Annotated in this window: 20 protein-coding genes and 1 pseudogene; 19 read left to right on the top strand and 2 right to left on the bottom strand. The window is 42.5% G+C overall.

Going from position 1 to position 25,469, the window contains the following annotated elements; genetic code table 11:
• Positions 1-2 precede the first annotated feature (2 nt).
• From lytR to M1F65_RS06030, 4 genes and pseudogenes are all read left to right on the top strand, one after another.
• A complete protein-coding gene (gene lytR, locus M1F65_RS06045) occupies positions 3-1,043 on the top strand; it encodes a glycopolymer--peptidoglycan transferase LytR (protein WP_000592170.1) in 1,041 nt (346 codons plus the stop codon).
• 72 nt (positions 1,044-1,115) lie between these two features.
• Positions 1,116-2,372: a competence/damage-inducible protein A gene (locus M1F65_RS06040; RefSeq protein WP_042902935.1), complete on the top strand. Its 1,257-nt coding sequence runs from the start codon at positions 1,116-1,118 to the stop codon at positions 2,370-2,372.
• Between the two features lie 54 nt (positions 2,373-2,426).
• Positions 2,427-3,578, top strand: coding sequence for a recombinase RecA (gene recA, locus M1F65_RS06035; protein ID WP_001085517.1), 1,152 nt, complete (start codon positions 2,427-2,429; stop codon positions 3,576-3,578).
• Positions 3,579-3,746: 168 nt separating this feature from the next.
• Positions 3,747-3,866, top strand: a pseudogene (locus tag M1F65_RS06030) (PspC domain-containing protein); the annotation flags it as partial.
• Positions 3,867-3,997: 131 nt separating this feature from the next.
• Here M1F65_RS06030 and M1F65_RS06025 read toward each other — a convergent pair.
• Positions 3,998-4,552 carry a GNAT family N-acetyltransferase gene (locus tag M1F65_RS06025; RefSeq protein WP_247925636.1) on the bottom strand — a complete coding sequence of 185 codons (555 nt, stop codon included), beginning with the start codon at positions 4,550-4,552 and terminating at the stop codon, positions 3,998-4,000.
• 109 nt (positions 4,553-4,661) lie between these two features.
• On the opposite strand from M1F65_RS06025, the gene M1F65_RS06020 reads away from it, so the two are divergent.
• Positions 4,662-6,032: an MATE family efflux transporter gene (locus M1F65_RS06020; protein WP_070696032.1), complete on the top strand. Its 1,371-nt coding sequence runs from the start codon at positions 4,662-4,664 to the stop codon at positions 6,030-6,032.
• 96 nt (positions 6,033-6,128) lie between these two features.
• Positions 6,129-6,845, top strand: coding sequence for a YebC/PmpR family DNA-binding transcriptional regulator (locus M1F65_RS06015; RefSeq protein ID WP_000532894.1), 717 nt, complete (start codon positions 6,129-6,131; stop codon positions 6,843-6,845).
• A 49-nt stretch (positions 6,846-6,894) separates the two neighbouring features.
• On the opposite strand, the gene M1F65_RS06010 is transcribed toward M1F65_RS06015, so the two are convergent.
• On the bottom strand, positions 6,895-7,599 hold the full coding sequence (locus tag M1F65_RS06010; RefSeq protein WP_042902931.1) for a CD20-like domain-containing protein: 705 nt from the start codon (positions 7,597-7,599) through the stop codon (positions 6,895-6,897).
• Between the two features lie 192 nt (positions 7,600-7,791).
• Between M1F65_RS06010 and M1F65_RS06005 the strand changes: the two genes are divergently transcribed.
• The 13 genes from M1F65_RS06005 (at position 7,792) to M1F65_RS05945 (ending at position 25,466) form a co-directional block, all read left to right on the top strand.
• Positions 7,792-8,253: a MarR family winged helix-turn-helix transcriptional regulator gene (locus M1F65_RS06005; protein WP_042902930.1), complete on the top strand. Its 462-nt coding sequence runs from the start codon at positions 7,792-7,794 to the stop codon at positions 8,251-8,253.
• Positions 8,237-10,006, top strand: coding sequence for an ABC transporter ATP-binding protein (locus M1F65_RS06000; RefSeq protein ID WP_247925635.1), 1,770 nt, complete (start codon positions 8,237-8,239; stop codon positions 10,004-10,006). Before M1F65_RS06005 ends, M1F65_RS06000 begins: the two co-directional genes overlap by 17 nt.
• A complete protein-coding gene (locus M1F65_RS05995; RefSeq protein WP_049489481.1) occupies positions 9,996-11,756 on the top strand; it encodes an ABC transporter ATP-binding protein in 1,761 nt (586 codons plus the stop codon). Before M1F65_RS06000 ends, M1F65_RS05995 begins: the two co-directional genes overlap by 11 nt.
• Before the next feature lie 96 nt (positions 11,757-11,852).
• Positions 11,853-12,356 (top strand): phosphatase PAP2 family protein, encoded by a 504-nt coding sequence (locus M1F65_RS05990; protein WP_049489483.1) that lies wholly within the window; start codon positions 11,853-11,855, stop codon positions 12,354-12,356.
• A 113-nt stretch (positions 12,357-12,469) separates the two neighbouring features.
• Complete coding sequence (locus M1F65_RS05985; RefSeq protein ID WP_000776591.1) at positions 12,470-12,916, top strand: LytTR family DNA-binding domain-containing protein; 447 nt, start codon at positions 12,470-12,472, stop codon at positions 12,914-12,916.
• 5 nt (positions 12,917-12,921) lie between these two features.
• Complete coding sequence (locus tag M1F65_RS05980; RefSeq protein ID WP_000725755.1) at positions 12,922-13,596, top strand: LiaF transmembrane domain-containing protein; 675 nt, start codon at positions 12,922-12,924, stop codon at positions 13,594-13,596.
• 104 nt (positions 13,597-13,700) lie between these two features.
• The gene (gene rpmB / locus M1F65_RS05975) at positions 13,701-13,889 is read left to right on the top strand and encodes a 50S ribosomal protein L28 (RefSeq protein ID WP_001140948.1); all 189 of its coding nucleotides are present in this window, start codon (positions 13,701-13,703) and stop codon (positions 13,887-13,889) included.
• A 151-nt stretch (positions 13,890-14,040) separates the two neighbouring features.
• Positions 14,041-14,406: an Asp23/Gls24 family envelope stress response protein gene (locus M1F65_RS05970; protein WP_000216434.1), complete on the top strand. Its 366-nt coding sequence runs from the start codon at positions 14,041-14,043 to the stop codon at positions 14,404-14,406.
• Positions 14,407-14,408: 2 nt separating this feature from the next.
• Positions 14,409-16,076, top strand: a complete 1,668-nt coding sequence (locus M1F65_RS05965) for a DAK2 domain-containing protein (protein ID WP_247925634.1) — start codon at positions 14,409-14,411, stop codon at positions 16,074-16,076.
• Between the two features lie 175 nt (positions 16,077-16,251).
• Positions 16,252-24,096: a YSIRK-type signal peptide-containing protein gene (locus M1F65_RS05960; RefSeq protein WP_247925633.1), complete on the top strand. Its 7,845-nt coding sequence runs from the start codon at positions 16,252-16,254 to the stop codon at positions 24,094-24,096.
• 110 nt (positions 24,097-24,206) lie between these two features.
• Positions 24,207-24,413, top strand: a complete 207-nt coding sequence (locus tag M1F65_RS05955; protein ID WP_000390701.1) for a hypothetical protein — start codon at positions 24,207-24,209, stop codon at positions 24,411-24,413.
• Positions 24,410-24,604 (top strand): hypothetical protein, encoded by a 195-nt coding sequence (locus tag M1F65_RS05950; RefSeq protein WP_000709162.1) that lies wholly within the window; start codon positions 24,410-24,412, stop codon positions 24,602-24,604. The genes M1F65_RS05955 and M1F65_RS05950 overlap by 4 nt, the downstream gene beginning before the upstream one ends.
• Entirely contained in the window at positions 24,591-25,466 is an 876-nt protein-coding gene (locus M1F65_RS05945; RefSeq protein ID WP_000216047.1) for an ABC transporter ATP-binding protein, read from the top strand. The genes M1F65_RS05950 and M1F65_RS05945 overlap by 14 nt, the downstream gene beginning before the upstream one ends.
• The last annotated feature ends 3 nt before the right edge of the window (positions 25,467-25,469 follow it).

The following is a 25,469-nucleotide window of genomic DNA, read 5'->3' as shown; positions in this document are numbered from 1 at the left end:
AGATGATCAAAAAATTAATTGGAATGGTGCTAGCTTTTCTAGCAGTAACAGTTGTAGGTGTAGCGGTTTATGGTTACACCATTTTCCAACAAGGAACAGCAACCTTGAGTGAAAAGACTTATAAAAAAATCGGGGAAGAAACCAACGTTATCGAAGCGACTGAGCCTCTGACCATCCTCTTGATGGGGGTAGATACGGGAAATGTAGAACGTACAGACCCGTGGGCGGGAAATAGTGATTCCATGATTCTCCTGACGGTTAATCCCAAAACCAAGAAAACCACTATGATGAGTTTGGAACGGGATATTTTGACCAAGATTGAGACTGGAAACGGTCAAGTTCAGGAAGCTAAACTCAATGCGGCCTATGCTAATGGTGGTGCGGAACTTGCAATTTCTACTATTCAAAAGATGATGAATATCCACATTGACCGCTATGTGATGGTTAACATGCAGGGACTTCAACAATTGGTGGATGCAGTTGGTGGGATCACTGTCAACAATACACTTGGTTTCCCAATTTCGATTGCTGACCAAGAAGAGTTTAATAAGATTTCCATCGGTGTTGGAGAACAAACCTTGAATGGTGAGGAAGCCCTGGTGTATTCACGGATGCGTTACCAAGACCCTGAAGGAGACTATGGTCGTCAAAAACGTCAACGGGAAGTCATTCAAAAAATCGTTGAGAAAGTTTTGAGCCTAAACAGTGTGAGTCATTATCAAGGTATCCTCAAAGCTTTGAGTGATAACATGCAGACCAATGTGGACTTGTCAGCTAAGAGCATTCCACAATTGCTCGGCTATCAAGATTCCTTCAAGAATATCGAAACGCATCAATTGCGTGGGGAAGATGCTGAGCTACAGGGAATTTCTTATCAGATTGTCACTTCAGAACATATGCTCGAAATGCAAAATCTCTTGCGTAGTTCGCTAGGTAAAGAGCCAGTGACAGAATTGGAAACCAATGCGGTACTGTACGAAACAGCCTTTGGTCGGACAGCACCTTCAACCAGTACGAACGCTTCAAACGAAGAAGCAGAATAAGAAAAGAATCAAATCGTGGGAAATTTCCTGCGATTTTTTCAAAAAAATTCGAATAGATAAGTAGGAGGAAACATGAAAGCAGAAATTATTGCTGTTGGAACAGAAATTTTAACAGGGCAGATTGTCAATACCAATGCTCAGTTTTTATCAGAGAAACTAGCCGAAATCGGGGTAGATGTCTACTTCCAAACAGCTGTTGGAGATAATGAAGCTCGTCTTTTGTCCTTGCTTGAGATTGCGAGTCAACGTAGTAATCTTGTGATTTTGACAGGGGGCTTGGGACCAACCGAGGATGATTTGACCAAACAAACCCTGGCAAAATTTTTGGGAAAAGATCTAGTGTTTGACCCTCAAGCGCAAGAGAAACTGGATATTTTCTTTGCTCATAGACCTGACTATGCTCGGACACCGAATAATGAGCGCCAAGCCCAAATTGTAGAAGGGGCGACTCCACTGCCAAATGAGACAGGTTTAGCAGTAGGAGGGGTGTCAGAAGTGGATGGCGTGACCTACGTGGTCCTCCCAGGACCACCTAGTGAATTGAAACCCATGGTCTTAAATCAACTCTTACCCAAGTTAATGACTGGTACCAAGTTATACTCACGAGTGCTCCGTTTCTTTGGAATTGGGGAGAGTCAGTTGGTGACCATTTTGGCGGATTTGATTGACCATCAAACCGATCCGACCTTGGCGCCGTATGCCAAGACGGGAGAAGTGACCTTGCGTTTGTCTACAAAAGCAGTTAGTCAAGAAAGGGCTGATCAAGCACTGGATATCTTAGAAAATCAAATCTTGAGTCGCCAAACTTTCGAGGGAATTTCTCTACGAGACATCTGTTATGGATATGGGGAAGAAACCAGTCTCGCAAGTGTCGTTGTAGAAGAGCTAAAGAAGAGACAGAAAAGCATTACTGCGGCAGAAAGCTTGACGGCAGGTCTCTTTCAAGCGACATTAGCAGACTTTTCGGGCGTCTCAGCAATCTTTAATGGCGGTTTTGTCACTTACAGCCTAGAAGAAAAGTCCAAGATGTTGGATATTTCCGAGCAAGAGCTAAAAGAACACGGGGTTGTTTCTGGGTTTACGGCTCGAAAAATGGCAGAGCAGGCACGGATCAAGACTCAGTCTGATTATGGAGTTAGTTTGACGGGTGTGGCAGGGCCAGATAGCCTAGAGGGGCATCCAGCTGGTACAGTTTTTATTGGATTGGCACATGCAAAAGGGACAGAGGTGATCAAGGCCAATATTGCAGGACGGAGTCGAGCAGATGTTCGACATATTGCGGTCATGCATGCCTTTAACCTAGTTCGCAAGGCTTTATTAAGTGACTAAATTTTGGTATAATGAAAGATAGGTCTAAGGACCAGTAGAATATAGGAGAACAAAATGGCGAAAAAACCAACAAAAAAATTAGATGAAATTGGGAAAAAATTTGGAGCTGACCGTGAAAAAGCATTGAACGATGCTCTTAAATTGATTGAGAAAGACTTTGGTAAGGGTTCAATCATGCGCTTGGGTGAGCGCGCGGAGCAAAAGGTGCAAGTGATGAGCTCAGGCTCATTGGCTCTGGATATTGCTCTTGGTTCAGGTGGTTATCCTAAAGGACGTATCATCGAAATCTATGGACCAGAATCATCTGGTAAGACAACGGTTGCCCTTCACGCTGTTGCGCAAGCACAGAAAGAAGGCGGTATTGCAGCCTTTATCGATGCGGAACATGCTCTTGACCCAGCCTATGCTGCAGCCCTTGGTGTGAACATTGACGAATTACTCTTGTCACAACCAGACTCAGGTGAACAAGGTCTTGAAATTGCTGGAAAATTGATTGACTCAGGTGCAGTTGACCTTGTCGTTATCGACTCAGTTGCGGCCCTTGTACCTCGTGCGGAAATTGATGGGGATATTGGAGACAGTCACGTTGGTTTGCAGGCTCGTATGATGAGTCAGGCCATGCGTAAACTCGGAGCTTCTATCAATAAAACCAAAACAATTGCCATCTTTATCAACCAATTGCGTGAAAAAGTTGGGGTTATGTTTGGAAATCCAGAAACAACACCTGGTGGGCGTGCTTTGAAATTCTACGCTTCAGTCCGTTTGGATGTTCGTGGAAGTACGCAAATCAAGGGAACTGGTGACCAAAAAGATACCAATGTCGGTAAGGAAACCAAGATCAAGGTCGTGAAAAACAAGGTGGCTCCACCATTTAAGGAAGCCTTTGTTGAAATCATGTACGGAGAAGGGATTTCTAAGACTGGTGAGCTCTTGAAGATTGCAAGTGATCTCGATATCATCCAAAAAGCGGGAGCATGGTACTCTTACAAGGGTGAAAAAATCGGACAAGGATCTGAAAATGCTAAGAAATACTTGGCGGATCACCCAGAAATCTTTGATGCCATTGACCATCAAGTCCGTGTTCAATATGGCTTGATTGAAGATGAAGAAGGGACAACTCCTACCTCTGTTGCTGAAGATCTAGCACCTAACCAAGAAGTAACGCTTGACCTAGGCGACGGACTTGAAATCGAAATTGAAGATTAAAAATGAAAGCGGAGAAGTCTATCTCTGCTTTTTATGTTTAATTATTAAGTCTCCATAGGCTTCAAAAGCGTAATAAAAGAGTATTTAATCAAAAAAATTAAAAAAACTGTTGCAATTTTTTTAATTTGATGATAAAATTAAATCATTCTATAAAAAGGAGACTACTTTAACATGGACCACACACTTGTTCGTGCACTTTGGATCATCTTCACTCTACTTGGTGGTTCTGGAATCTTAGCTTATGCTGTTCTCTACTTCCTTCTTCCAGAAGGCAATGCAGAGGCTTAAGCCATAGAGAGAATAAAAGTTTATTCTGATCAGTTGAAAATAAAAAATGCATGTAATCGTAGATTACATGCATTTTTATATGTAGCTTCTATCGAAAAAGAGAGGTTCTTCACCAGAAGGATAAGTCTTGTTTAATGGTCACTAAAACGACGATACTTTATATGAAAGTCAAAATAATGTTCATTTTGTAACTTTTGGAAGATGTCGCGATAGGCTTCTTCGTCAAAATAGTCGCCACGATAGAGGATTTCAAAACTCAAACCATCGTACTCAAGGAAAGCGTTGGCTGTTTTAAAGCCATTTTGTCGATAGAAGTCCATTCTAGCCTTCCTTTGCTCCAAGTTATCGCATTCTTCATCCAATCGCTCGACTTCGAGTAACATGGTTCGCTGGTAAAAATCAGTCAGCTTTTCGATGATTTCCTTTCCATACCCGTGGCTTCTCAGGTGGGGCATGATGGCAAAAAAACTGATATAGAAGGCCTTTGGATTGGAGATGGCAAAAGCAAAGCCGACAAACTCTTCTTGGTTATAAAAGGCAAAAAAGTGAGCGTCTTCTCGGTCCTGATAGCGCAAGAACTCAGACAGAGGGACTCGTTCTTCCTCGGGAAAAGCTTCTTTGTTTAGCTTTTCAACCTTATCCAGATCAGGAAATACATCGGTAATTAATTGACTGGTCAAACTCATAAATGAACTCCTTTTCTTGATTATAGCAAATTGTCTCTCTGTAAGCAATTGATTGCAAACTTAGTAACAGAGCCTTGTCGCTCCTTTAGAAAGCTGATATAATAGCTTTATGAATAAGAAACGATCCGTGGACTTGATACATGGTCCTATTCTTCCTGCGCTGTTAAGCTTTGCCTTTCCAATCTTGCTGTCAAATATTTTCCAACAGCTTTATAATACAGCTGATGTCTTGATTGTTGGGCGATTTCTTGGCCAAGAATCCTTGGCTGCAGTAGGAGCTACTACAGCCATTTTTGACTTGATTATAGGCTTTACGCTTGGTGTTGGAAATGGCATGGGGATCGTCATTGCCCGCTATTATGGGGCTCGTAATTTCACCAAAATCAAGGAAGCGGTTGCTACAACCTGGATTTTAGGAGGGTTTCTCAGTGTTTTTGTTATGTTGATGGGCTTTGTCGGCCTGTATCCACTCTTGCAATATTTAGATACCCCTGCAGAAATACTTCCCCAGTCCTATCAATATATTTCCATGATTGTGACCTGTGTCGGAGTTAGTTTTGCCTATAATCTCTTTGCTGGCTTGTTGCGGTCTATTGGTGACAGTCTGGCTGCGCTTGGTTTTCTGATTTTCTCTGCTCTGGTCAATGTGATTCTCGATCTCTATTTTATTACGCAACTGCAACTGGGTGTTCAATCTGCGGGACTTGCTACCATTATTTCGCAAGGATTGTCAGCGGTTCTCTGTTTTTACTATATCCGTAAGAGTGTTCCAGAACTACTTCCTCAACTCAAGCATTTTAAATGGAACAAGGCCTTGTATGCGGATCTCTTGGAGCAAGGTTTGGCTATGGGTTTGATGAGTTCCATTGTGTCCATAGGTAGTGTGATTTTACAGTCTTCTGTCAATACTTTTGGAGCTGTGATTATTAGTGCTCAAACAGCAGCTAGACGCATTATGGCTTTTGCTCTGCTTCCGATGACGGCTATTTCTTCTGCTATGACGACCTTTGCCTCTCAAAATCTCGGGGCCAAGCGACCAGACCGCATAGTTCAAGGCCTTGGTGTTGGGAGTCGTTTGAGCATGTTCTGGGCAGGTTTTATTTGTATTTTCCTCTTTTTTGCCAGTCCTAGCTTGGTTTCCTTCTTGGCCAGTTCGACGGATGGATACTTGGTAGAAAATGGTAGTCTTTACCTGCAAATCAGTTCAGTCTTTTATCCGATTTTGAGCCTTTTGCTGATTTATCGGAATTGCTTGCAGGGATTGGGGCAGAAAGTCCTTCCTCTAGTTTCCAGCTTTATAGAACTAATCGGGAAAATTGTTTTTGTAGTTTTGATTATCCCTTGGGCAGGCTATAGGGGAGTTATCCTTTGTGAACCCCTTATCTGGGTTGCCATGACCACCCAACTGTACTTTTCACTTTTCCGCCATCCCCTGATAAAAGAAGGCAAGGCAATCTTGGCAGCCAAAGGACAATCCTAGCTGGATTTGCTGAATAAAATCCATTTCCTCTAGTGAAAATCGAAAAAACTTGTGTTATAATAAGAAAGATTAAAATGTGAAAAAAGGAGATTCCTAATGGGACGTAAATGGGCCAATATCGTAGCCAAGAAAACGGCTAAAGATGGAGCTAACTCTAAAGTATATGCAAAATTTGGTGTAGAAATCTATGTAGCAGCTAAAAAAGGTGATCCAGACCCAGAATCAAACACTGCTTTGAAATTCGTTATCGACCGTGCGAAACAAGCCCAAGTGCCAAAACACGTTATCGATAAAGCGATTGATAAAGCAAAAGGAAACACAGACGAAACCTTTACAGAAGGACGTTACGAAGGTTTTGGACCAAATGGTTCTATGTTGATTGTGGATACCTTGACTTCAAACGTCAACCGTACCGCAGCCAATGTCCGTGCAGCTTTTGGTAAAAACGGCGGAAACATGGGTGCTTCAGGTTCAGTTTCATACCTCTTTGATAACAAGGGTGTGATCGTATTTGCGGGTGAGGACGCTGATGCAGTCTTTGAGCAATTGCTAGAAGCAGATGTGGATGTGGACGATGTAGAAGCAGAAGAAGGAACAATCACTGTTTACACAGCTCCAACAGACCTTCACAAGGCTATCGTTGCCCTTCGTGAGTCTGGTATCGAAGAATTCCAAGTGACTGAATTGGAAATGATTCCTCAGTCTGAAGTGGAATTGTCAGGCGAAGACCTTGAAACCTTTGAAAAACTTTACAGCGTTCTTGAGGACGACGAAGACGTACAAAAGATCTACACAAACGTAGATGGATTCTAATAGAAAAACGAACAGTTTTACTAGCTGTTCGTTTTTTTGATATTTGAACTTAGACTCTGCTTTCAGAATCGTTTTGTTGCTTGCTTTTTCCTTGACCTAGACCAACTGCATGTTTTTGGACGAGCAAGAGCTGCCCATTGTCATCTTTTGCAAAAGTTAGGGTAACGGTCTTGATCTTGTCTCCAATGGAGATATAGGTGATTTTTCTCGTATTATAACCTCCGATAGTGGAGTCAAACTCGGAGTCTGGTAGTCCGTGTTTTTTGATAATATCCTTGTAGTTGGTACCACCTTTTCCTTTGTTGTCAAGGTCACCTTCGATTAAGGCGTCGAACTGTTCTTGGGTCCAGGTGAAGGTGTCGTCTTCTTCCTCCTCAGGGATGGAATAGGCGCTATCATCTGTCAAGTCGCTTTCTTCTTCGCGTTCCATTGAGGCACTCGCCTCGCTGTAGGAACGGTTAAACTCCCTGACAAACTCTTTGTAGACATTAGCGTACAGTACCTGGGTCGTAAAGAAAAGTACAACAGAGGCAACTGCCAGGGATGTTCCAATAATAGCCATTGTTTTCCGCTTTTTGAGGTTGACGATAAGGCCGATAATCCCCAAGATAAATGCTACGATGGCGATGAAAAACGATAGATAGTTAATAAATGGAATCCAGGACCCTAAAAGTGCGATAGCTCCAAAAATGGTTGCTAAGATTCCTAAAACTCTTTGTTCTTCTGGTTTCATTTGAAAGTTTTCTCCCTTCATCGAGTGAATGGATTTCTATCCACAGTAGTTAGTGCTTATTATAGAAAAAATATTGCCTAATGTCAATTTAAACCAAGATAGTTCTCATAGAAACTTTTTTCTTGACATCTTTTCTGAAAATGATAAAATAGTTCTCATGGAAACTTAAATAGTTCTTGTGAGAACTATATTTATCGTGAGAAAGGAGCAATCATGGACAAGCCAATGTTAATATTCAAACGTTTTGGACACCAGGTTCATCTGATGGTACAGAAAGAAGCCAAGCGTTGTGGCATTGAATTTATGGGTGGACCGCAAGGGCAGGTTCTGCGTTTTTTAGATTGCCAAGAACAGTCTGAAAATCTGGTCTTAATTAAGGATATCGAGCAGGAACTCAATATTACCAAATCTGTGGCGAGTAATTTAGTCAAGCGCATGGTGCAAAATGGTTTGGTTGAGCTAGAGGCCAGCCCGAGTGATAAGCGGGCAAAATTTGTTCGCCTGACGGAGAAATCGCGTTCGCAGATGCAAAAAGTTAAAGCTTTTTTTGATCGGATTGATCAGAGTCTGCTAGAGGGGGTTTCAAAGTCAGACTTAGCAATCTTTGAAAAGGTCCTCAGTCAGTTGCAAGAAAATGTTGAGAAGATAGGAGGAGAGAATGAAGAAACTCGCTAAACGTATTACAGGAAAAGAGTGGGGAATGATCGTCCTTACGATTCTGTTCACTTGTTTCTCGGTCTATCTCGAGTTAGAGGTGCCGACTTATATTTCGCAAATTACAGAATTACTGGGAACGTCTGGAACGCAGTTGGGTGAACTCTGGTCACCAGCTGCGAAGATGATTGGTTTGTCTTTATTGGCTTTCTTTTCATCTGTTATGGTTGGTTTCTTTGCCGCTCGCGTTGCAGCATCCTATACAACCCATCTACGTAGAGACGTATTTCATCAGGTTTTAGATTTTTCGCAGACAGAGATCAAGCGCTTTTCAATCCCAAGTCTTTTGACTCGGACGACCAATGATATTACCCAGGTACAGATGCTCTTTACCATGGGCTTGCAAGTGGTTACTCGTGGGCCAATTATGGCTATCTGGGCCATTGGAAAAATCCTTGGGAAATCGGAATACTGGCTCTGGGCGGTCCTTGTGGCTGTTATTGTGAATGTCTTGATGACCACCGTTCTTATGACTCTGGCTTTTCCTAAACAATCTGTCATCCAAAAATTGACAGATAAACTCAATAGTATCACTCGTGAAAGTTTGACTGGGATTCGAGTTGTTCGCGCATACAATGCCGAGGATTACCAAGGTAAGAAATTTGAAGCAGCTAACGATGAGGTAACACGTCTCAATCTCTTTGTCAATCGATTGATGGCCATTATGAACCCGATCATGATGGCGATTTCCAGTGGATTGAGTTTAGCCATTTACTGGATTGGTGCCTATATCATCAACGATGCAAGTTTGACAGAACGTCTGCCACTCTTTAGTGATATGGTAGTCTTCATGTCCTATGCTATGCAGGTCGTGATGGGCTTCCTTCTCATAGGAGCACTCTTTATCGTTCTTCCTCGGACCTTGGTTTCTGCAGGACGTATCAACCAAGTTTTGGATTTGCATCCTTCTATTAAGAATCCGAGTCAAGCACAGGCTGCAGATTCTTCAGTTCAAGGACAAGTGGAATTCCGTGATGTAACCTTCCGATACTCTCAAAACTCAGAAGCAGTTGTGGAACATGTTACTTTTAAAGCCGAAGCAGGTCAAACAGTTGCCTTTATCGGATCAACTGGATCTGGGAAATCTACTCTAGTCAACCTAATACCTCGTTTTTATGATGTCTCATCTGGTCAAATCCTAGTAGATGGTGTCGATGTGCAAGATTACAACTTGGAAGACTTGCGTAATAAGGTCGGCTATATCCCACAAAAAGCTGTGCTCTTTTCTGGAGATGTTAAGGGTAATCTCGACTTTGGTAAGAGTAAAGAAAGTCCTCTCAGCGAACCTGCTATGTGGCAAGCTTTGGAATTGGCTCAATCTAAGAACTTTATCGAGGATAAGGAAGCAGGTCTGTCCTCTGAAGTAGCCCAAGGTGGGACCAACTTCTCAGGAGGTCAAAGACAACGCTTGGCTATTGCCCGGGCCTTGGCTCGTAAGCCAGAGATTCTTATCTTTGATGACTCTTTCTCAGCCTTGGACTACAAGACAGACCGGATCTTGCGCCAAGAATTAGCTGAAAAAACACAATCCTTGACTAAGTTAATCGTTGCTCAACGCATCTCAACCATCATGGATGCCGACCTGATCTTGGTTTTGGATCAAGGTAAAGTCGTGGGACAAGGCACCCACAAAGAACTTCTAGCTACTAACGAAGTCTACCAAGAAATTGCCTACTCACAACTATCGAAGGAGGAATTGGAAGATGGAAAATAAAAAAGTTTCGGTCTGGAAACAGTGCAAACCTTATATGGCAGGCCTCCAACTCCCTCTCCTAATAGCAGTTGTGGCTGCAGTCATTTCAAGTATCATTACCGTTTATGGTCCAACTAAGATTAAAGAAATTACTAACTTGATTTCAGATGGCTTGGCTACAGAAATCGACTTGGTAGCTGTGTCAAACATTGCTGGATTTTTGGTTGTTCTGTATGTATTTGGAGCTATCCTTAATTATACACAGGCCTATATCTTTTCAACGAGCATTCAGCATTTTTCAAAACGCTTGCGGACAGCAATCGCTGAAAAAATCAATCGTTTGCCACTTGGCTATTTTGACCGTCATTCACAAGGAGATACCCTTTCGCGCGTGACCAATGATGTGGATACAGCAGCGCAATCTCTCAACCAAAGTCTAGGGGCAGTTCTTTCAGCTAGTTTCTTGTTGATTGCTGTCTTGGTGACCATGTTTGGGATGAACTGGATTTTGGCATTGGTAACCGTTGTATCAACCCTTGTTGGTTTTGCGGCGGTTTCCGTAATCATGGCTAAGTCACAGGGTTATTTTAAAGCTCAACAAAATAATCTAGCGGCCGTCAATGGTTATGTGGAAGAGATGTACTCTGGCCATAATGTAGTGACCAGCTACAACGCAGTGGGCACCTCCAAAGCGAGATTTGCTGATTTAAACCAAGACTTGCATGATAGTATCTGGAAATCTCAATTTATCTCTGGTATCATGATGCCAGCCATGTTCTTTGTTGGAAACTTTAGTTATGTCTTAGTCATCATCGTTGGGGCCGCGCTGGCGTTAGAAGGGCATATCACAATAGGGATTATTGTAGCCTTTATGGTTTACGTACGGACCTTCTCCCAACCTCTGTCACAGATTGCCCAAGGGATTACGAACTTGCAACAAGCGAGTGCAGCCATGACACGTGTATTAGAATTTCTAGCTGAAGCAGAGATGCAGGATGAATCTCATAAGGAGAGACAATTGAGCGACATGAAAGGGGAAGTAGTCTTTGATCACGTGTCCTTTGGCTATAAACCAGAGCGCACCATCATCCATGATTTTTCTGCGACAGCTCATGCAGGTCAGAAGGTCGCGATTGTTGGACCGACTGGGGCTGGGAAGACAACCATTGTCAATCTTTTGATGAAGTTCTATGAGCTAGATAAGGGAAGCATCCGCATCGATGGTGTCGATACCAAGGACATGAAGCGTTCGGAAGTGCATGATGCCTTTTCAATGGTCTTGCAGGATACTTGGCTCTTTGAAGGAACGATTCGAGAGAACCTGATCTATAATCAGACAGACATCAGTGATGAACGAATGATGGAAGCCAGCAAGGCTGTGGGAATCCACCACTTTATCATGACTTTGCCAGACGGTTACGACACTATCTTGGACGATACAGTGACTTTGTCTGTCGGACAAAAACAACTCTTAACCATTGCTCGTGCTTTGCTGAAGGATGCACCACTCTTGATTTTGGATGAAGCGACATCTTCAGTTGACACACGTACAGAGGAGTTGATTCAAAAAGCCATGGACCGTTTGATGGAGGGTAGAACCTCCTTTGTCATCGCCCACCGCTTGTCAACCATCCGAAATGCTGACTTAATCTTGGTCATGAAAGATGGCAATATCATCGAACAAGGTAACCATGAGGAATTGATGGGCAAAGCTGGCTTCTATGCGGATCTTTACAACAGCCAATTCACAGAAGACCAAGCAGAAGAATAAATCAAAAGAAGGCTTGACGGCCTTCTTTTTCTGCACTATACTAGAAGACAAGTGCCTCGCCTAGAGGCAAAAATAAAGTGTTAGTGAGAAGAATAGATGAAAAATTATCAAGAATGGTATAGAAACATTAGCTCCAAACTAACTAGCCATCCAACTCTTTTATTTCTATTGCTTAGTTTTAATCGTTTGATGACAGTAGCTATGCCCCTGGTCTATCTGACCTTACTAGTTACCGTTTACCTGCAGCTAGGACTTGGTCAGCAAGTCGGGGTCTATTTGCTTGTCCCTGCTACAGGCTTTGTAATTTTGTCCCTCTTTCGTAAGAAAATCAATCATCCACGCCCCTACGAAACTTGGGACATCGCCCCCTTACTTGACAAGGATAGTTCGGGACAGTCTATGCCCAGTCGCCATGTTTTTTCGGCAACTATCATCTCCATGGCCAGTCTGCATGCTAGTCTACCTGTTGGTTTAGTATGTTTGCTCTTTTCAGCTTTGCTGGGCTTGGTGAGGGTTTTAGGGGGTGTTCATTATCCCAAGGATGTGGTCGTTGGTTACGCTTGTGGTCTCATGTGGGGGGTTCTTTTCTTCCTTTTTTGACATGTAAGTCAAGCTAGTCTGACAACCACTTACTGCTTCAAATTGACCACTTGCTTTTTTGCCCTTGTATTCCTAACTTAGCTTTGATATAGTAGAGTCAGAAAGGAGATGTGATGAAGTTACGAATTGAGATTGACGGCAATTTAGAGGAGACTGAAATTGTCATCAAGACCCCCACTTTGACAGATGAAATTGCAGACTTGCAACGACTTTTGCAAGAGTCAAAGGCTCCGAGGTTGACTTTTTACAAGGGGACAGGTGAATATTATCTAGACCTGTCAGAAATTCTCTTCTTTGAAACAGAAGGGAGCAAGATCTACGCTCATAACCAGAAGGAAGCCTATGAAGTTCGTCTCAAACTTTATGAGTTGGAGTCTATCTTGCCTCGCTATTTTAGTCGAGTTTCCAAGTCAACGATCGCAAACATCCGTCAGATTTACTCAGTGGACAAGTCCTTTTCAGGAACGGGGACCATTTCCTTTTATCAGACGCACAAGGAGGTTCATGTCTCACGGCATTACCAATCCCTCCTAAAAGAAAATCTAAGAAACATGAGGTAAAAAAGATGAAAAAGAAAGCATTTGGTATTGTTTTATTGGTTTTAGCAGCTTGGATCTTGCTGCAAGGGAATTTTGGAATTCCTTCTTTGGATGGCAAGATATGGCCTTTACTAGGTATTGTTTTTTTTGCTTACCAATCAGTTGAAGCTTTGCTTCGTCGTCATCTAACATCAGCAGTTTTTACCGCTCTAGTAGCCTTAATGATTGCGAATCATTTTTATAACATTTTTCCTATTCCAAACCAGTCTTTGTTTTGGGCTAGTATCTTAGCAGTTCTAGGTGTCGGTTATCTTACTCACTCAAGTAAGTTCTGGAATGAAAAAAAATGGTGGTACAATGGGAAAAAAACAGTCGTCACGGATAAGGAAGTCGCTTTTGGTAGCGGGACCTTCTATAAACAGGATCAAGATCTCGTAGATGACCAAGTGGAAGTCGCTTTTGGGGATGCTAAAATCTACTATGATAATGCAGAGATGTTAGGTGATTTTGCAACTTTAAATATTGAAGTGGCCTTCGGGAATGCAACCGTCTATGTTCCACAACACTGGCGTGTCGATTTGAAAGTAGAAACCTCCTTTGGTGCAGCTAAGGCAGATGCTCCTGTAGCGCCAACAAACAAAACCTTGATTATCCGTGGGGAAGTTGCTTTTGGTAAACTTGGAGTTGTTTACGTTAAATAAAAAAATAGTTTAGGCCCTTGATAAATTCGAGAAAGTGTGATAACATAGTACGGTATGTGGTGCTAGCACATCCGCTATATTAGATCTAATAGGAGGAAAACACAATGGCTAAAGTATGTTACTTTACAGGTCGTAAGACTGTATCAGGAAACAACCGTTCACACGCGATGAACCAAACAAAACGTGCCGTAAAACCAAACCTTCAAAAAGTTACTGTTCTTATCGATGGTAAACCTAAAAAAGTTTGGGCTTCAGCTCGTGCTTTGAAATCAGGTAAAGTTGAACGCGTTTAATAAAAATGAAAAGACCGCTTAGGTCTTTTTCTTTTGCTCTAAGGATAAAACCATTTGAAAAATAGAGTAAATATCCGCAGATACAGCATTCTGCTTTTACACTTGGGCTGAAATATGATAAAATAGAGTATCAACTAGTTGAGGTAAAAAAATGACTGTAAAAATTAATACAAAAGATGGTCAAATCGAACTGACAGATGAAGTGATTGCAACCGTTGTAGGTGGTGCCGCAACTGAGATTTTTGGTGTGGTCGGTATGGCTAGTAAAAATGCCCTCAAAGACAATTTCCAAGCCCTTCTTGGTAAGGAAAATTATTCTAAGGGTGTTGTTATAAAAGCAGCCGAAGATGGTAGCATTGCAGTTGATGTTTATACCGTATTGAGCTACGGAGTAAAGATAAGCGAAGTGTCAAAAAACATTCAAGAGCGTGTTCGTTTTAGTTTAGAAAATCAACTAGGAATTACTGCTCAGACTGTGAATGTCTACATTCAAAATATCAAAGTTGTAGGAGAATAATCGTGTCAAAAATTACTACCAGTTTATTCCAAGAGATGGTGCAAGCTGCATCAACTCGTTTGAATAAGCAAGCAGAATATGTCAATTCATTGAACGTCTTTCCAGTTCCAGATGGAGATACTGGGACAAACATGGGAATGACCATTGAAAATGGTGCCAAAGAAGTAGCAGACAAGCCTGCTTCTACAGTTGGAGAAGTAGCGAGCATTCTTGCTAAAGGTCTCTTGATGGGCGCGCGTGGGAACTCAGGGGTTATCACTTCTCAGCTCTTCCGTGGCTTCTCTCAGGCTATCAAGGAAAAAGATGAATTAACAGGTCAAGACTTGGCTCTTGCCTTCCAATCCGGTGTCGAAGTAGCTTATAAAGCAGTTATGAAACCAGTTGAAGGAACCATTTTGACTGTTTCTCGTGGAGCGGCTATTGGGGCTAAGAAAAAAGCCGAGGAGACAGATGATGCTGTCGAGGTCATGCGTGCAGCCTTGGAAGGTGCAAAAGCAGCTTTGGCTAAGACGCCAGAAATGCTTCCAGTCCTTAAGGAAGTTGGTGTGGTAGACTCAGGTGGTCAAGGTTTAGTCTTTATCTACGAAGGATTCCTTTCAGCTCTTACTGGTGAATACAGTGCTTCTGAAGACTTTGTAGCGACTCCTGCTAACATGAGTGAAATGATTAATGCAGAGCACCACAAGTCTGTAGCAGGGCATGTGGCAACTGAGGACATTACCTTCGGTTACTGTACAGAGATCATGGTAGCCCTCAAACAAGGTCCAACTTATTCTAAAGATTTTGACTACGATGAATTCCGTAACTACTTGAATGACTTAGGCGACTCTCTACTTGTTGTCAACGATGATGAGATCGTCAAAGTTCACGTCCATACAGAAGATCCAGGTCTTGTCATGCAAGAAGGTCTCAAATATGGTAGCTTGATCAAGGTAAAAGTGGACAACATGCGTAACCAACACGAGGCGCAAGTTGAAAAAGAAGCAACTCAAGGCAACAAGCCTGCTGAAACAAAAGAGTATGCCCTTATCGCAGTAGTAGCTGGTCAAGGTTTAGCAGATATCTTCCGTGCCCAAGGTGTGGATTATGTTATCGAAGGTGGTCAGACGATGAACCCTTCAACAGAAGACTTTATCAAGGCTGTTGAACAGGTCAATGCTCGCAACATTATCTTCTTGCCAAACAACAAAAATATCTTTATGGCAGCTCAGTCTGCGGCTGAAGTGCTTGGACAACCTGCTGTTGTGGTAGAAGCGCGTACAATTCCTCAAGGGTTGACCAGCCTTCTTGCCTTTGACCCAAGCAAATCAATCGAAGAAAACAAAGAACGCATGACTGCAGCCCTTGGTGATGTTATCAGCGGTAGTGTAACAACAGCCGTTCGTGATACAACTATCGATGGATTAGCAATTCATGAAAATGACAATCTTGGTATGGTAGATGGGAAAATCCTCGTGTCAAACCCTGACATGCACCAAACCTTGACTGAAACATTGAAACATATGTTGGACGAAGACAGTGAAATCGTGACTTTCTATGTCGGTGAAGACGGAAGCGAAGAACTTGCCAATGAAATTGCCCAAGAAATCGCAGAAGAATTTGAAGATGTTGAAGTCGAAATCCACCAAGGTCAACAACCCGTATATCCATATCTTTTCAGTGTGGAATAATCGTGAAAATGGAATGAAAATAACAGAAGGAAGCTGGTTTTACAGCTTCCTTTTTTATGCAAATGGAGTTATAAAGAAATTTCTGTAGAAATGAACATTCTATTGGAAATTCTATTTACTATAAGTTATAATGATAAAGCTGTTATGTTAGATTAAGTATGAATATAAAGGAGAAATGATGAAGAAAAAATTTTTTAATCAATCTTTTTCCCGCTTTTCGATTAGAAAGTTAAGTGTTGGGACCTGTTCGGTATTGCTAGGAACCTTTATGGTGATGGCTACTTCACCAGTGCAAGCAGATGAAGCTCAAGTCAACAATAAGGAACAACAAACGCAGGCGGAAATTCAACAGAAGGAAAAAAGTGCTGAGAATGGGCAGGAAGTTATTTCTGAACCTCAAAAAGAGGTGACACAGAACGAAGCAGTTAAGGACCAGAAGGATAAAACTGAACCGTCCAAAACAGAAGTATCTGCACCAGTTGCTCAGAGCCAACCAGTTTCTCAAATTGACAATACGAAGGAAGCGAGTCAGCCTTCTTTAGAAGAGGAGAAAAAGCAATCTCTTGAATCAACTCCAACTGAGCAGAAAAGCAAGGAAGAAAGCAGTTCTAGCGGAAAAACTTCTTCTAGGCGCAAGAGATCGCTAGATGAAGTCAATGCTGCATTTAAAGCTCATTCGCCAATCAAGGATATCCATGCAGTAGATAGTGTCCGTGAATCCTTGACATTTAGTATTACTGGGCATGAAGCAGACTATTCTGGTGGGTATATTAAAATTCATTTCCAAAATGGTAAGGCGATTAAATTGACCCCTTCTCCAGTCGGTGGTGTAAAGTTCAGCCAAGAAAAAATAAATGGAGACCTTGATTTAAAGATAGAACCTGCAAATCTGAGAGGTGGAGCAAACTATAACTTCGTCTATACTTTTCAGATAGATCCTTTGACTCAGAACTGGGGAGGTGCTGTCCAAGCCATTGGGCCAGACCATAAGGTGACCGCAACTGCTAAGCTCTATGACAAAAATGGCAATGTCCTCAAAGAACTTGGAAGCATTGAACACACGTGGAAAGTCTTAGAAAACGGTGTAGGGGGTCTGACACCAATGTCTAACAATCAGGTCATTGGCTACGATCGAAATAACGATGGTATTGTTGACGAAGATTCGTCTGTTGTATCCTACTATCTATTTAATGGTGCGAAAGATCCTAAGAATAATACGGCAAGAAATGATTACTTCAACTATGGGAATGGTGTCTTTGATGGTCGTATGATCAATGGTATGGGGATTAGTGATGTTGGTGGGCATATTATTGATCCTATCACATCCTATACCTATAATATAGAGTTAAAAGAAGGCTATGAGCTGACAGATGAAGCCAAAGCTCTAGGATGGACTGCCGATGCGACGGGTTACCATCTGACCATTAACAGAGCTAACAATCCGCTTCAAGATGTTAATAACAATAAAAACAAGCTCATTCCAATTTCTTTCAAGTTAAAGAATGCCAAAGTAGCAGATATCAATAGAAAAGCGCAAAACTTTACTGTGACGGGTATCTATACAAAAGCAGATGGGACTAGCTATCAAAATACGGCCGTTCTGCCTTATGCTCTCTTTGTTCAAAAAACAGACCAGCCAGAGTCTTCTCTCTTTGAATATAGACACTATAATCAGTCTGACTCGGATATAATTCGTTCCTATGGTGAAACAGAATACCGTTCTAATGTTCGACTTTCATCAGTCGCAGAGGTTGAAAAAGATTATCTTATCAATGACTATACGGTCACCCATAAAATACAGGATTCACGAGAGTCTTATCGAGAAGTCAATGCAATTGAGGATCGTTATTGGAATGAATTTTTCTCCTCACCGGATGCATCCGTAGAAGTATACAATAAAGCGACAGGTGAATTATTAGGGACTTTTAATAGTAACACCCGTAGTCTACGATTGACGGAAGAGCAAGATGTGAAGGAACTGGAGTACAAGTTTAAAAATATCAAGATGAGGAAGTCCTCAACCAATGATACTTCGGCATTTTTTTTCCAGACAAAAACACGTTTTAATAATTGGGAAAGTCTCTATAAAGATTCGACGATTCGTAAGTTGGATTCTAGAACGGATTTCACTTTTAAGAATACTAGCAACACTGTTTCCTTCTCTCAAACTGCCTCAGCCGAATTGACGCGTGTTATCCAGCAAATTTCAATGGTTGGACGCCGTCGGACAGATGTCTTTAATCGACACACAGATGCTTCTGGTTTTAAAGAAGATTTTATCACAAGGACTGCGGGTAAAGACACCCCTACTCAGAACTTCGCAAACTTGACGGGAGTTTACCATTTAGCCTATTTGGCTGACCCTCAATTAAACTTTAGTGGAAACCTTAATTTTAAGGTCTATTATAATTACAAAGATACTGGGAAAACTCTCTACTATGCCCAAGTGAAGGGGACTCCAGACTCCCCTATGCCTCCAACGCTTTTGAAGTTGGAAAACAAAACGATTCCAAATGGGACCTATACCTATAAAGCGATTGCTTTCTGGGATGAGGAACTTCCTGACGTTCAAGCTCAGAATGGTTACGACTTGGGGGAGCTTGACGGCATTACAGTTACCTCGAAAAATTCAGTTTCTTATGACTTCGATGTGATCGTACAGGCTTCTGAAGCGAGTGGTGTCTACTCTGAAGTGAAGAGAGCTACAAATCAACACTTTGCCTACAATACCCAAGAGCACTATCCTGGTGATGAGATTGATTTCAGAGTGACCTATAAAAACACATCTAAACAGCCGGTTTCAGACGTTTATGTTTTGTCATCCTTGCCGATGAAAGGTGATAAACAGCTAGAATCCAGAAATCGTGGTTCTGGATTTACAGTGAGTTTGACAAAAGCTTTAACACCACCTTCAGGCTGGGAAGTTCAATATAGTCGTACTGCGGGCACTGCTACAGAAATTAATGCTTCACAATGGCTCACAGCAGATCAAGTGTCGGATTGGTCAGAGATTCGTGCAGTTCGTTGGCATTCGACTGCTCCGGTTGCTGCTGGAAGTAGTGTTCAGTTTCCTATCGATGGAGCAGTTATCGGGCAAGATACTGCCCCAGGTGCTACAGCTTATCTTTCTTCGGCTCTGGCAAATGGTAGTTCCAAGTACACTGAGTCCAATAATGTTTCAATCCAAATGTCCACCAAACTGTCATCTGCAAGTTTCACCTTTGTGGATGTAAATGATCCGTCTAAGGAAGTGCAACTAGGACAGGTAGACACAGTTGTAGGCAAACCTAATGGACCAATTTCTTATGATCCTGTTCGTCGAATTAAGGAATTAGAAGATGCAGGATATGAACTGATTAGTAACGATTTTACAGATCATACCTTTGGTGACTCGGCTAGCCCAAGACAATTCAAGTTTCAGTTTAGACACAAGATTACAGAACTAACCGAAACTGTTCGTGGAACTCGAGAGATTGATTTTGAATATCTCAAAAAAACAAACCATTCTGATTTATCACTCCTTCCTCCAAAACATGTTGAGACTCATTCGTTTACTCGAACGAAGAGAATTGACCAGGTTTTGGCGAAACGGCAACCAAATGATGCGACAGCTGGTGTGACATACTCAGCCTGGTCTGCAGACCAAACTTGGTCTCAAGTGATTTCTCCTGAAATTCCTGGCTATTATCCAAGAGAGGATATTGATGCAAACACAATGTCGGGAGAAGGAGCTCTCGATGAATATTTATTGACCGCGGATGATCCTAGAGATGAAGAGTTGGAAAAAGAATTTACCTGGTATCGGGTGGTGTACTATGTTCCGCTTCCAGTTGTTCCATCAGCAAGTGCAGCGAAATCTAAAGGCCTTCAAGGGCAGAAGCAGGCAGCGACGATTCAATTTGATGAGGATAGAGCAAGCGAGAGCGAGGTCCACTTTACAAAAGGGACAACAACCATTAATGGAGCAAAGAAATCCGTTGAACTAGTCCAAAGTAGTGTCTTTCTTTATGATGAGAATGGACAAAAGGTAACTTCGCTAACCATTGCCGACCAAGGGACGTACGATTTAGATCTTGTAAATAAAACAATTGTCTTTACTCCCCTGAAAACCTTCTATGGTCCGGTAACTCCAGTTCAAGTTGGAGTGGTGGATAAAAATGGGGAGTCGGCTGTAACGACCTATACCCCAGTTGTTGAGAAAGTAACTCCGACTGGTTCAGGTGATAAGACAGAAGGACTTCAAGGTCAAGTCCAAGAAGGTAAAGTGACCTTCACTCCAGGCCATGACTCAGTTCCATTCCCAGCTGATTCAACTCCACTATTTGACAATGGTACATCTGTGAAGGAAGTGCCAAATGTTGGTAAGTTTGAAGTGGACGCAGAAGGTAAGGTAACCTTCACCCCAGATAAACAGTTCAAGGGTGAAACACCAGAACTTGAATTGACTCGTGTTGATGCCAACGGAACTCCAGTTACTGTCAAGTACCAAGCGGTGGTGAAAGAAGTAACCCCAACCAGCACTAACGCAACCAGCACAGGTCCTCAGGGTGTTCCACAAACAGGCACTCCAAGCTTTCAAGGTGGTGACCCACTTGTTCCAATCGATGAAGCAGTTGAACCAACCTTCGCAGATGGAAGCAAGGAAAAAGTGATTTCAGGTCAAGGAACCTACACGATTGCACCAGACGGAACTGTAACTTTCACTCCAGACAAACAGTTTGTTGGAAACCCAACTCCAGTCACAGTGAAACGGGTGGATAAGAACGGTACCCCGGTGACTGCGACCTACAGTCCAGAGTTTACGAAAGTAACGCCAACTGGTACAGGTGATAAGACAGAGGGGTTTCAAGGTCAGGCCCAAGAAGGTAAAGTGACCTTCACGCCAGGCCATGACTCTGTTCCATTCCCAGCTGATTCAATTCCACTATTTGACACTGGGACAGCTGTGAAAGAAGTACCAAATGTTGGTAAGTTTGAAGTGGACGCAGAAGGCAAGGTAACCTTCACCCCAGACAAACAGTTCAAGGGGGAAACACCAGAACTTGAATTGACTCGTGTGGATGCCAATGGAACTCCTGTTACTGTCAAGTACCAAGCAGTAGTGAAAGAAGTAGTTCCAACTTCAACGGATGCCACTTCAAATGGTATCCAAGGTCAACCGCAAAAAGGTACCCCAACCTTCACAGAAGGTAATCCAGCTGTTCCACTGGATGATACGAAACCAATGACTTTCGAAGATGGACAGTCAACGAAAACAGTTCCGGGTGTAGGTGAATACAGCATCAATCCAGATGGCTCTATTACCTTTACACCAGAAAAACAATATGTTGGTACTCCAGCTCCAGTAACGGTTAAACGAGTCGATAAGAATGGCACCCTAGTTACTGCGACATATACCCCAACAGTGACCAAGGTAACACCAACAGGAACCGGCGCAACCAGCACAGGTCCTCAGGGTGTTCCACAAACAGGCACTCCAAGCTTCCAAGGTGGCGATCCACTGGTTCCAATCGATGAAACAGTAGAGCCAACCTTCGCAGATGGAAGCAAAGAGAAGACTATTCCAGGTCAAGGAACTTACACGATTGCACCAGACGGAACTGTAACCTTCACTCCAGACAAGCAGTTTGTTGGAAACCCAGATCCAGTTACAGTGAAACGTGTGGATAAGAATGGCACCCCAGTTACTGCGACATACAGCCCAGAGTTTACTAAGGTAACTCCAACTGGAACCGGTGCAACAAGTACAGGTCCTCAAGGACTTCCACAAACTGGTACTCCAATCTTCCAAGGTGGTGATCCACTGGTTCCAATCGATGAAACAGTTGAACCAACCTTCGCAGATGGAAGCAAGGAAAAAGTGATTCCAGGACAAGGAACCTACACAATTGCATCAGATGGTACAGTGACCTTCACACCAGACAAACAGTTTGTCGGAAACCCAGATCCAGTCACAGTCAAACGCGTAGATAAGAATGGTACCCCAGTTACTGCGACTTATAGTCCAGAGTTTACGAAAGTAACGCCAACTGGTTCAGGTGATAAGACAGAAGGTTTGCAAGGTCAGGTACAAGAAGGTAAAGTGACCTTCACTCCAGGCCATGATTCTGTTCCATTCCCAGCTGATTCAACTCCACTATTTGACAATGGTGCAACTGTGAAAGAAGTGCCAAATGTTGGTAAGTTCGAAGTGGACGCAGATGGTAAGGTGACCTTCACTCCTGATAAACAGTTCAAGGGTGAAACACCAGAACTTGAATTGACTCGTGTGGATGCCAACGGAACTCCTGTTACTGTCAAGTACCAAGCGGTGGTGAAAGAAGTAACCCCAACCAGCACTAACGCAACCAGCACAGGTCCTCAGGGTGTTCCACAAACAGGCACTCCAAGCTTCCAAGGTGGCGATCCACTGGTTCCAATCGATGAAACAGTAGAGCCAACCTTCGCAGATGGAAGCAAAGAGAAGACTATTCCAGGTCAAGGAACTTACACGATTGCACCAGACGGCACAGTGACCTTCACCCCAGACAAACAGTTTGTCGGAAACCCAACTCCAGTTACAGTCAAACGTGTGGATAAGAACGGCACCCCAGTTACTGCAACTTATAGTCCAGAGTTTACGAAAGTAACACCAACAGGAACTAACGCAACGAGCACAGGTCCTCAGGGTGTTCCACAAACGGGTACTCCAACCTTCCAAGGTGGCGATCCATTGGTTCCAATCGATGAAACAGTAGAGCCAACCTTCGAAGATGGAAGCAAAGAGAAGTCTATTCCAGGTCAAGGAACTTACACGATTGCACCAGATGGAACTGTAACTTTCACTCCAGACAAACAGTTTGTTGGAAACCCAGATCCAGTCACAGTCAAACGCGTAGATAAGAACGGCACCCCAGTCACTGCGACTTACAGTCCAGAGCTTACTAAGGTGACTCCAACTGGTAAAGATACTTCTTCAGTTAACATTAAGGGTCTTGTTCAAACAGGTACGCCAACATTTGAAGGTGGTAATCCGCTTGTTCCAATCAATGAAACTGTGGCAGCAACATTTGAAGATGGAAGCAAAGAGAAATCTATTCCAGGTCAAGGAACTTACACGATTGCACCAGACGGTACAGTGACCTTCACCCCAGAAGCTAATTTTGTAGGAAAAGGAACAGGCGTAACGATTGTCCGCAAGGATAAGAACGGTACTCCAGTTACTGCAAGCTATCGCCCAACAGTTGTAGATCCATCTACTGGTCATGATACGGCTTCTACAGGAGCAAAAGGCCAACCACAAGTGGCAACACCAACGTTTGAAGGACATATTGATTCGACTGTACCACCAACCTTTGAGGATGGTAGCACGACTATGGTTGTTCCGGGTGAAGGAAGCTATACAATTGATAAAGATGGTAAGATTACCTTTACTCCAGAACCAGACTTTGTTGGTACAGCTAAAGGATTGGTTGTGAAACGTCTGGATATGTATGGAAATGTAGTTATTGCTCATTATACGCCAACTGTCCTTGGACAAACACAAGTGAGTGATGCGACATCAGAAGGTCTTAAAGGTCAAACTCAAACTGGTAAACCAAACTTTACAGGTGATGTCGATCTGACAGTTCCGCCAACCTTTGAAGATGGATCAACTGAAAAAGTCGTTCCAGGTGAAGGAACTTATGTAATCTCACCAGATGGCACCGTCACCTTTACTCCTGAGGTAAACTTTGTAGGACAAGCCAAAGGTGTGAAAGTGATCCGTAAAGACCGTAATGGAAATATCATTTCAGGATTCTATATTCCAACAGTAGTAGAACTTCCAGAGCAAGTGAAGCCGTCTGATAAAAAAGAACTTTCAGTACCTGATTTGAAACCAGATCAATTGACCCAAAACATCTCTGTAGAAAAAAATCAACTTCCAAATACAGGAAGTCAAGAAGATGGTTTGAAAAATCTAGGAATTGTAACAGCCCTAGCAGGTGCCATGACACTTGGATTGCTAGGTAAAAAGAAACGAAACGATGAATCAGACTAATCATTTTTAAGAACCGAGAAATCGGTTCTTTTTTATGACATTTGTCATATTTCCTAGTGACAGAAGCATCTAGCTCCGCCAAATTCAAAAGACTATAATTGAAGTATGAAATGGAGGAAGAAGAAATGAAAAATAAAATGATTGTCGCAGTGAGTTTAGTAGCAGCAGGAGTTATGACTTATCTCATGTTTTCAGGATTGGACGAGGGTTTCTATCATTTTCCTTGGGAACTCTTTGCTGGCTTTGGAATGATGTCTTGGCTTGTCAGAGAAGGTTTGAAATTAGTCAGAGATGTGAAAAAGGAGTTTGAGGAATGAAAAAAGCAATCATCTATTTCTTTATCGGCCTGTCACTCTTGGTATGGTTAGTGGAAATATTTACTGGTTGGTTTGACCAAACCGTGCTTCGCCAATTTATTCGTGGTGCTTGGGGTTTCGGATTTATGATTTTCGTTGTGTTCCCTATGGGAATGAAGTGGTTGAAAGGAGAATCTCATGACTGTGATTAAAGTTGAGAAATTGAGTAAGAAAATAAAAGACAAGGAGATCTTGCGGAACATCTCTTTTGAAATCAATGACGGAGAATGTGTCGCCTTGATCGGACCTAACGGAGCAGGTAAGACGACCTTGATTGATTGCCTCTTGGGCGACAAGTTCGTGAGCTCAGGTCAGATAGCTATTCAAGGCTTTGCACCAACAGATCCTCGATTAAAGCAGCTTATTTCTATCTTACCTCAAGAAAATACGGTGGTTCAAGACTTGAAAGTGAAAGAACTCTTATCCTTCTTTCAATCAATCTATCCAAACAGTCTCTCCAATCAAGAAATTGATGACTTGCTGAGATTTTCGGACAAACAGAAAAATCAGCTAGCGGGCAAGTTGTCTGGTGGGCAAAAACGTTTGTTCTCTTTCGTGTTGGCACTAATAGGTCGTCCGAAAATTCTATTTTTGGACGAACCAACTGCTGCCATGGATACCTCGACACGTCAGCATTTTTGGGAAATTGTCAATCAGTTAAAGAAAAATGGTGTCACCATTGTCTACTCTTCTCACTATATCGAAGAGGTAGAACATACGGCTGACCGCATTTTGGTCCTCCACAAGGGTGAATTGATCCGGGATACGACACCTTATGCCATGCGTGGTGAAGAACAAGAAAAACATTTTACGGTACCACTAACTTATCAGGAAGTTATCAGCACTTTGGACCAGATTCAAGGGCTTGAAATCAAGCAAAATGCTCTTTCCTTCACAACCAAAGAAGCCAGCCAGGTATGGAAAGTCTTGCAAGAACAGGGCTGCATGATCGAAGAAATTGAAGTTCGCAATCGAACTCTCTTAGACAGTATCTTCGAAACGACTCAAGATTAAAGG

This window comes from Streptococcus oralis (assembly GCF_023109195.1).
Lineage (GTDB): Bacteria > Bacillota > Bacilli > Lactobacillales > Streptococcaceae > Streptococcus > Streptococcus oralis_BV.
Note: the sequence above shows the minus strand (reverse complement) of the source record. Positions and strands in the feature narration are given on the sequence as shown.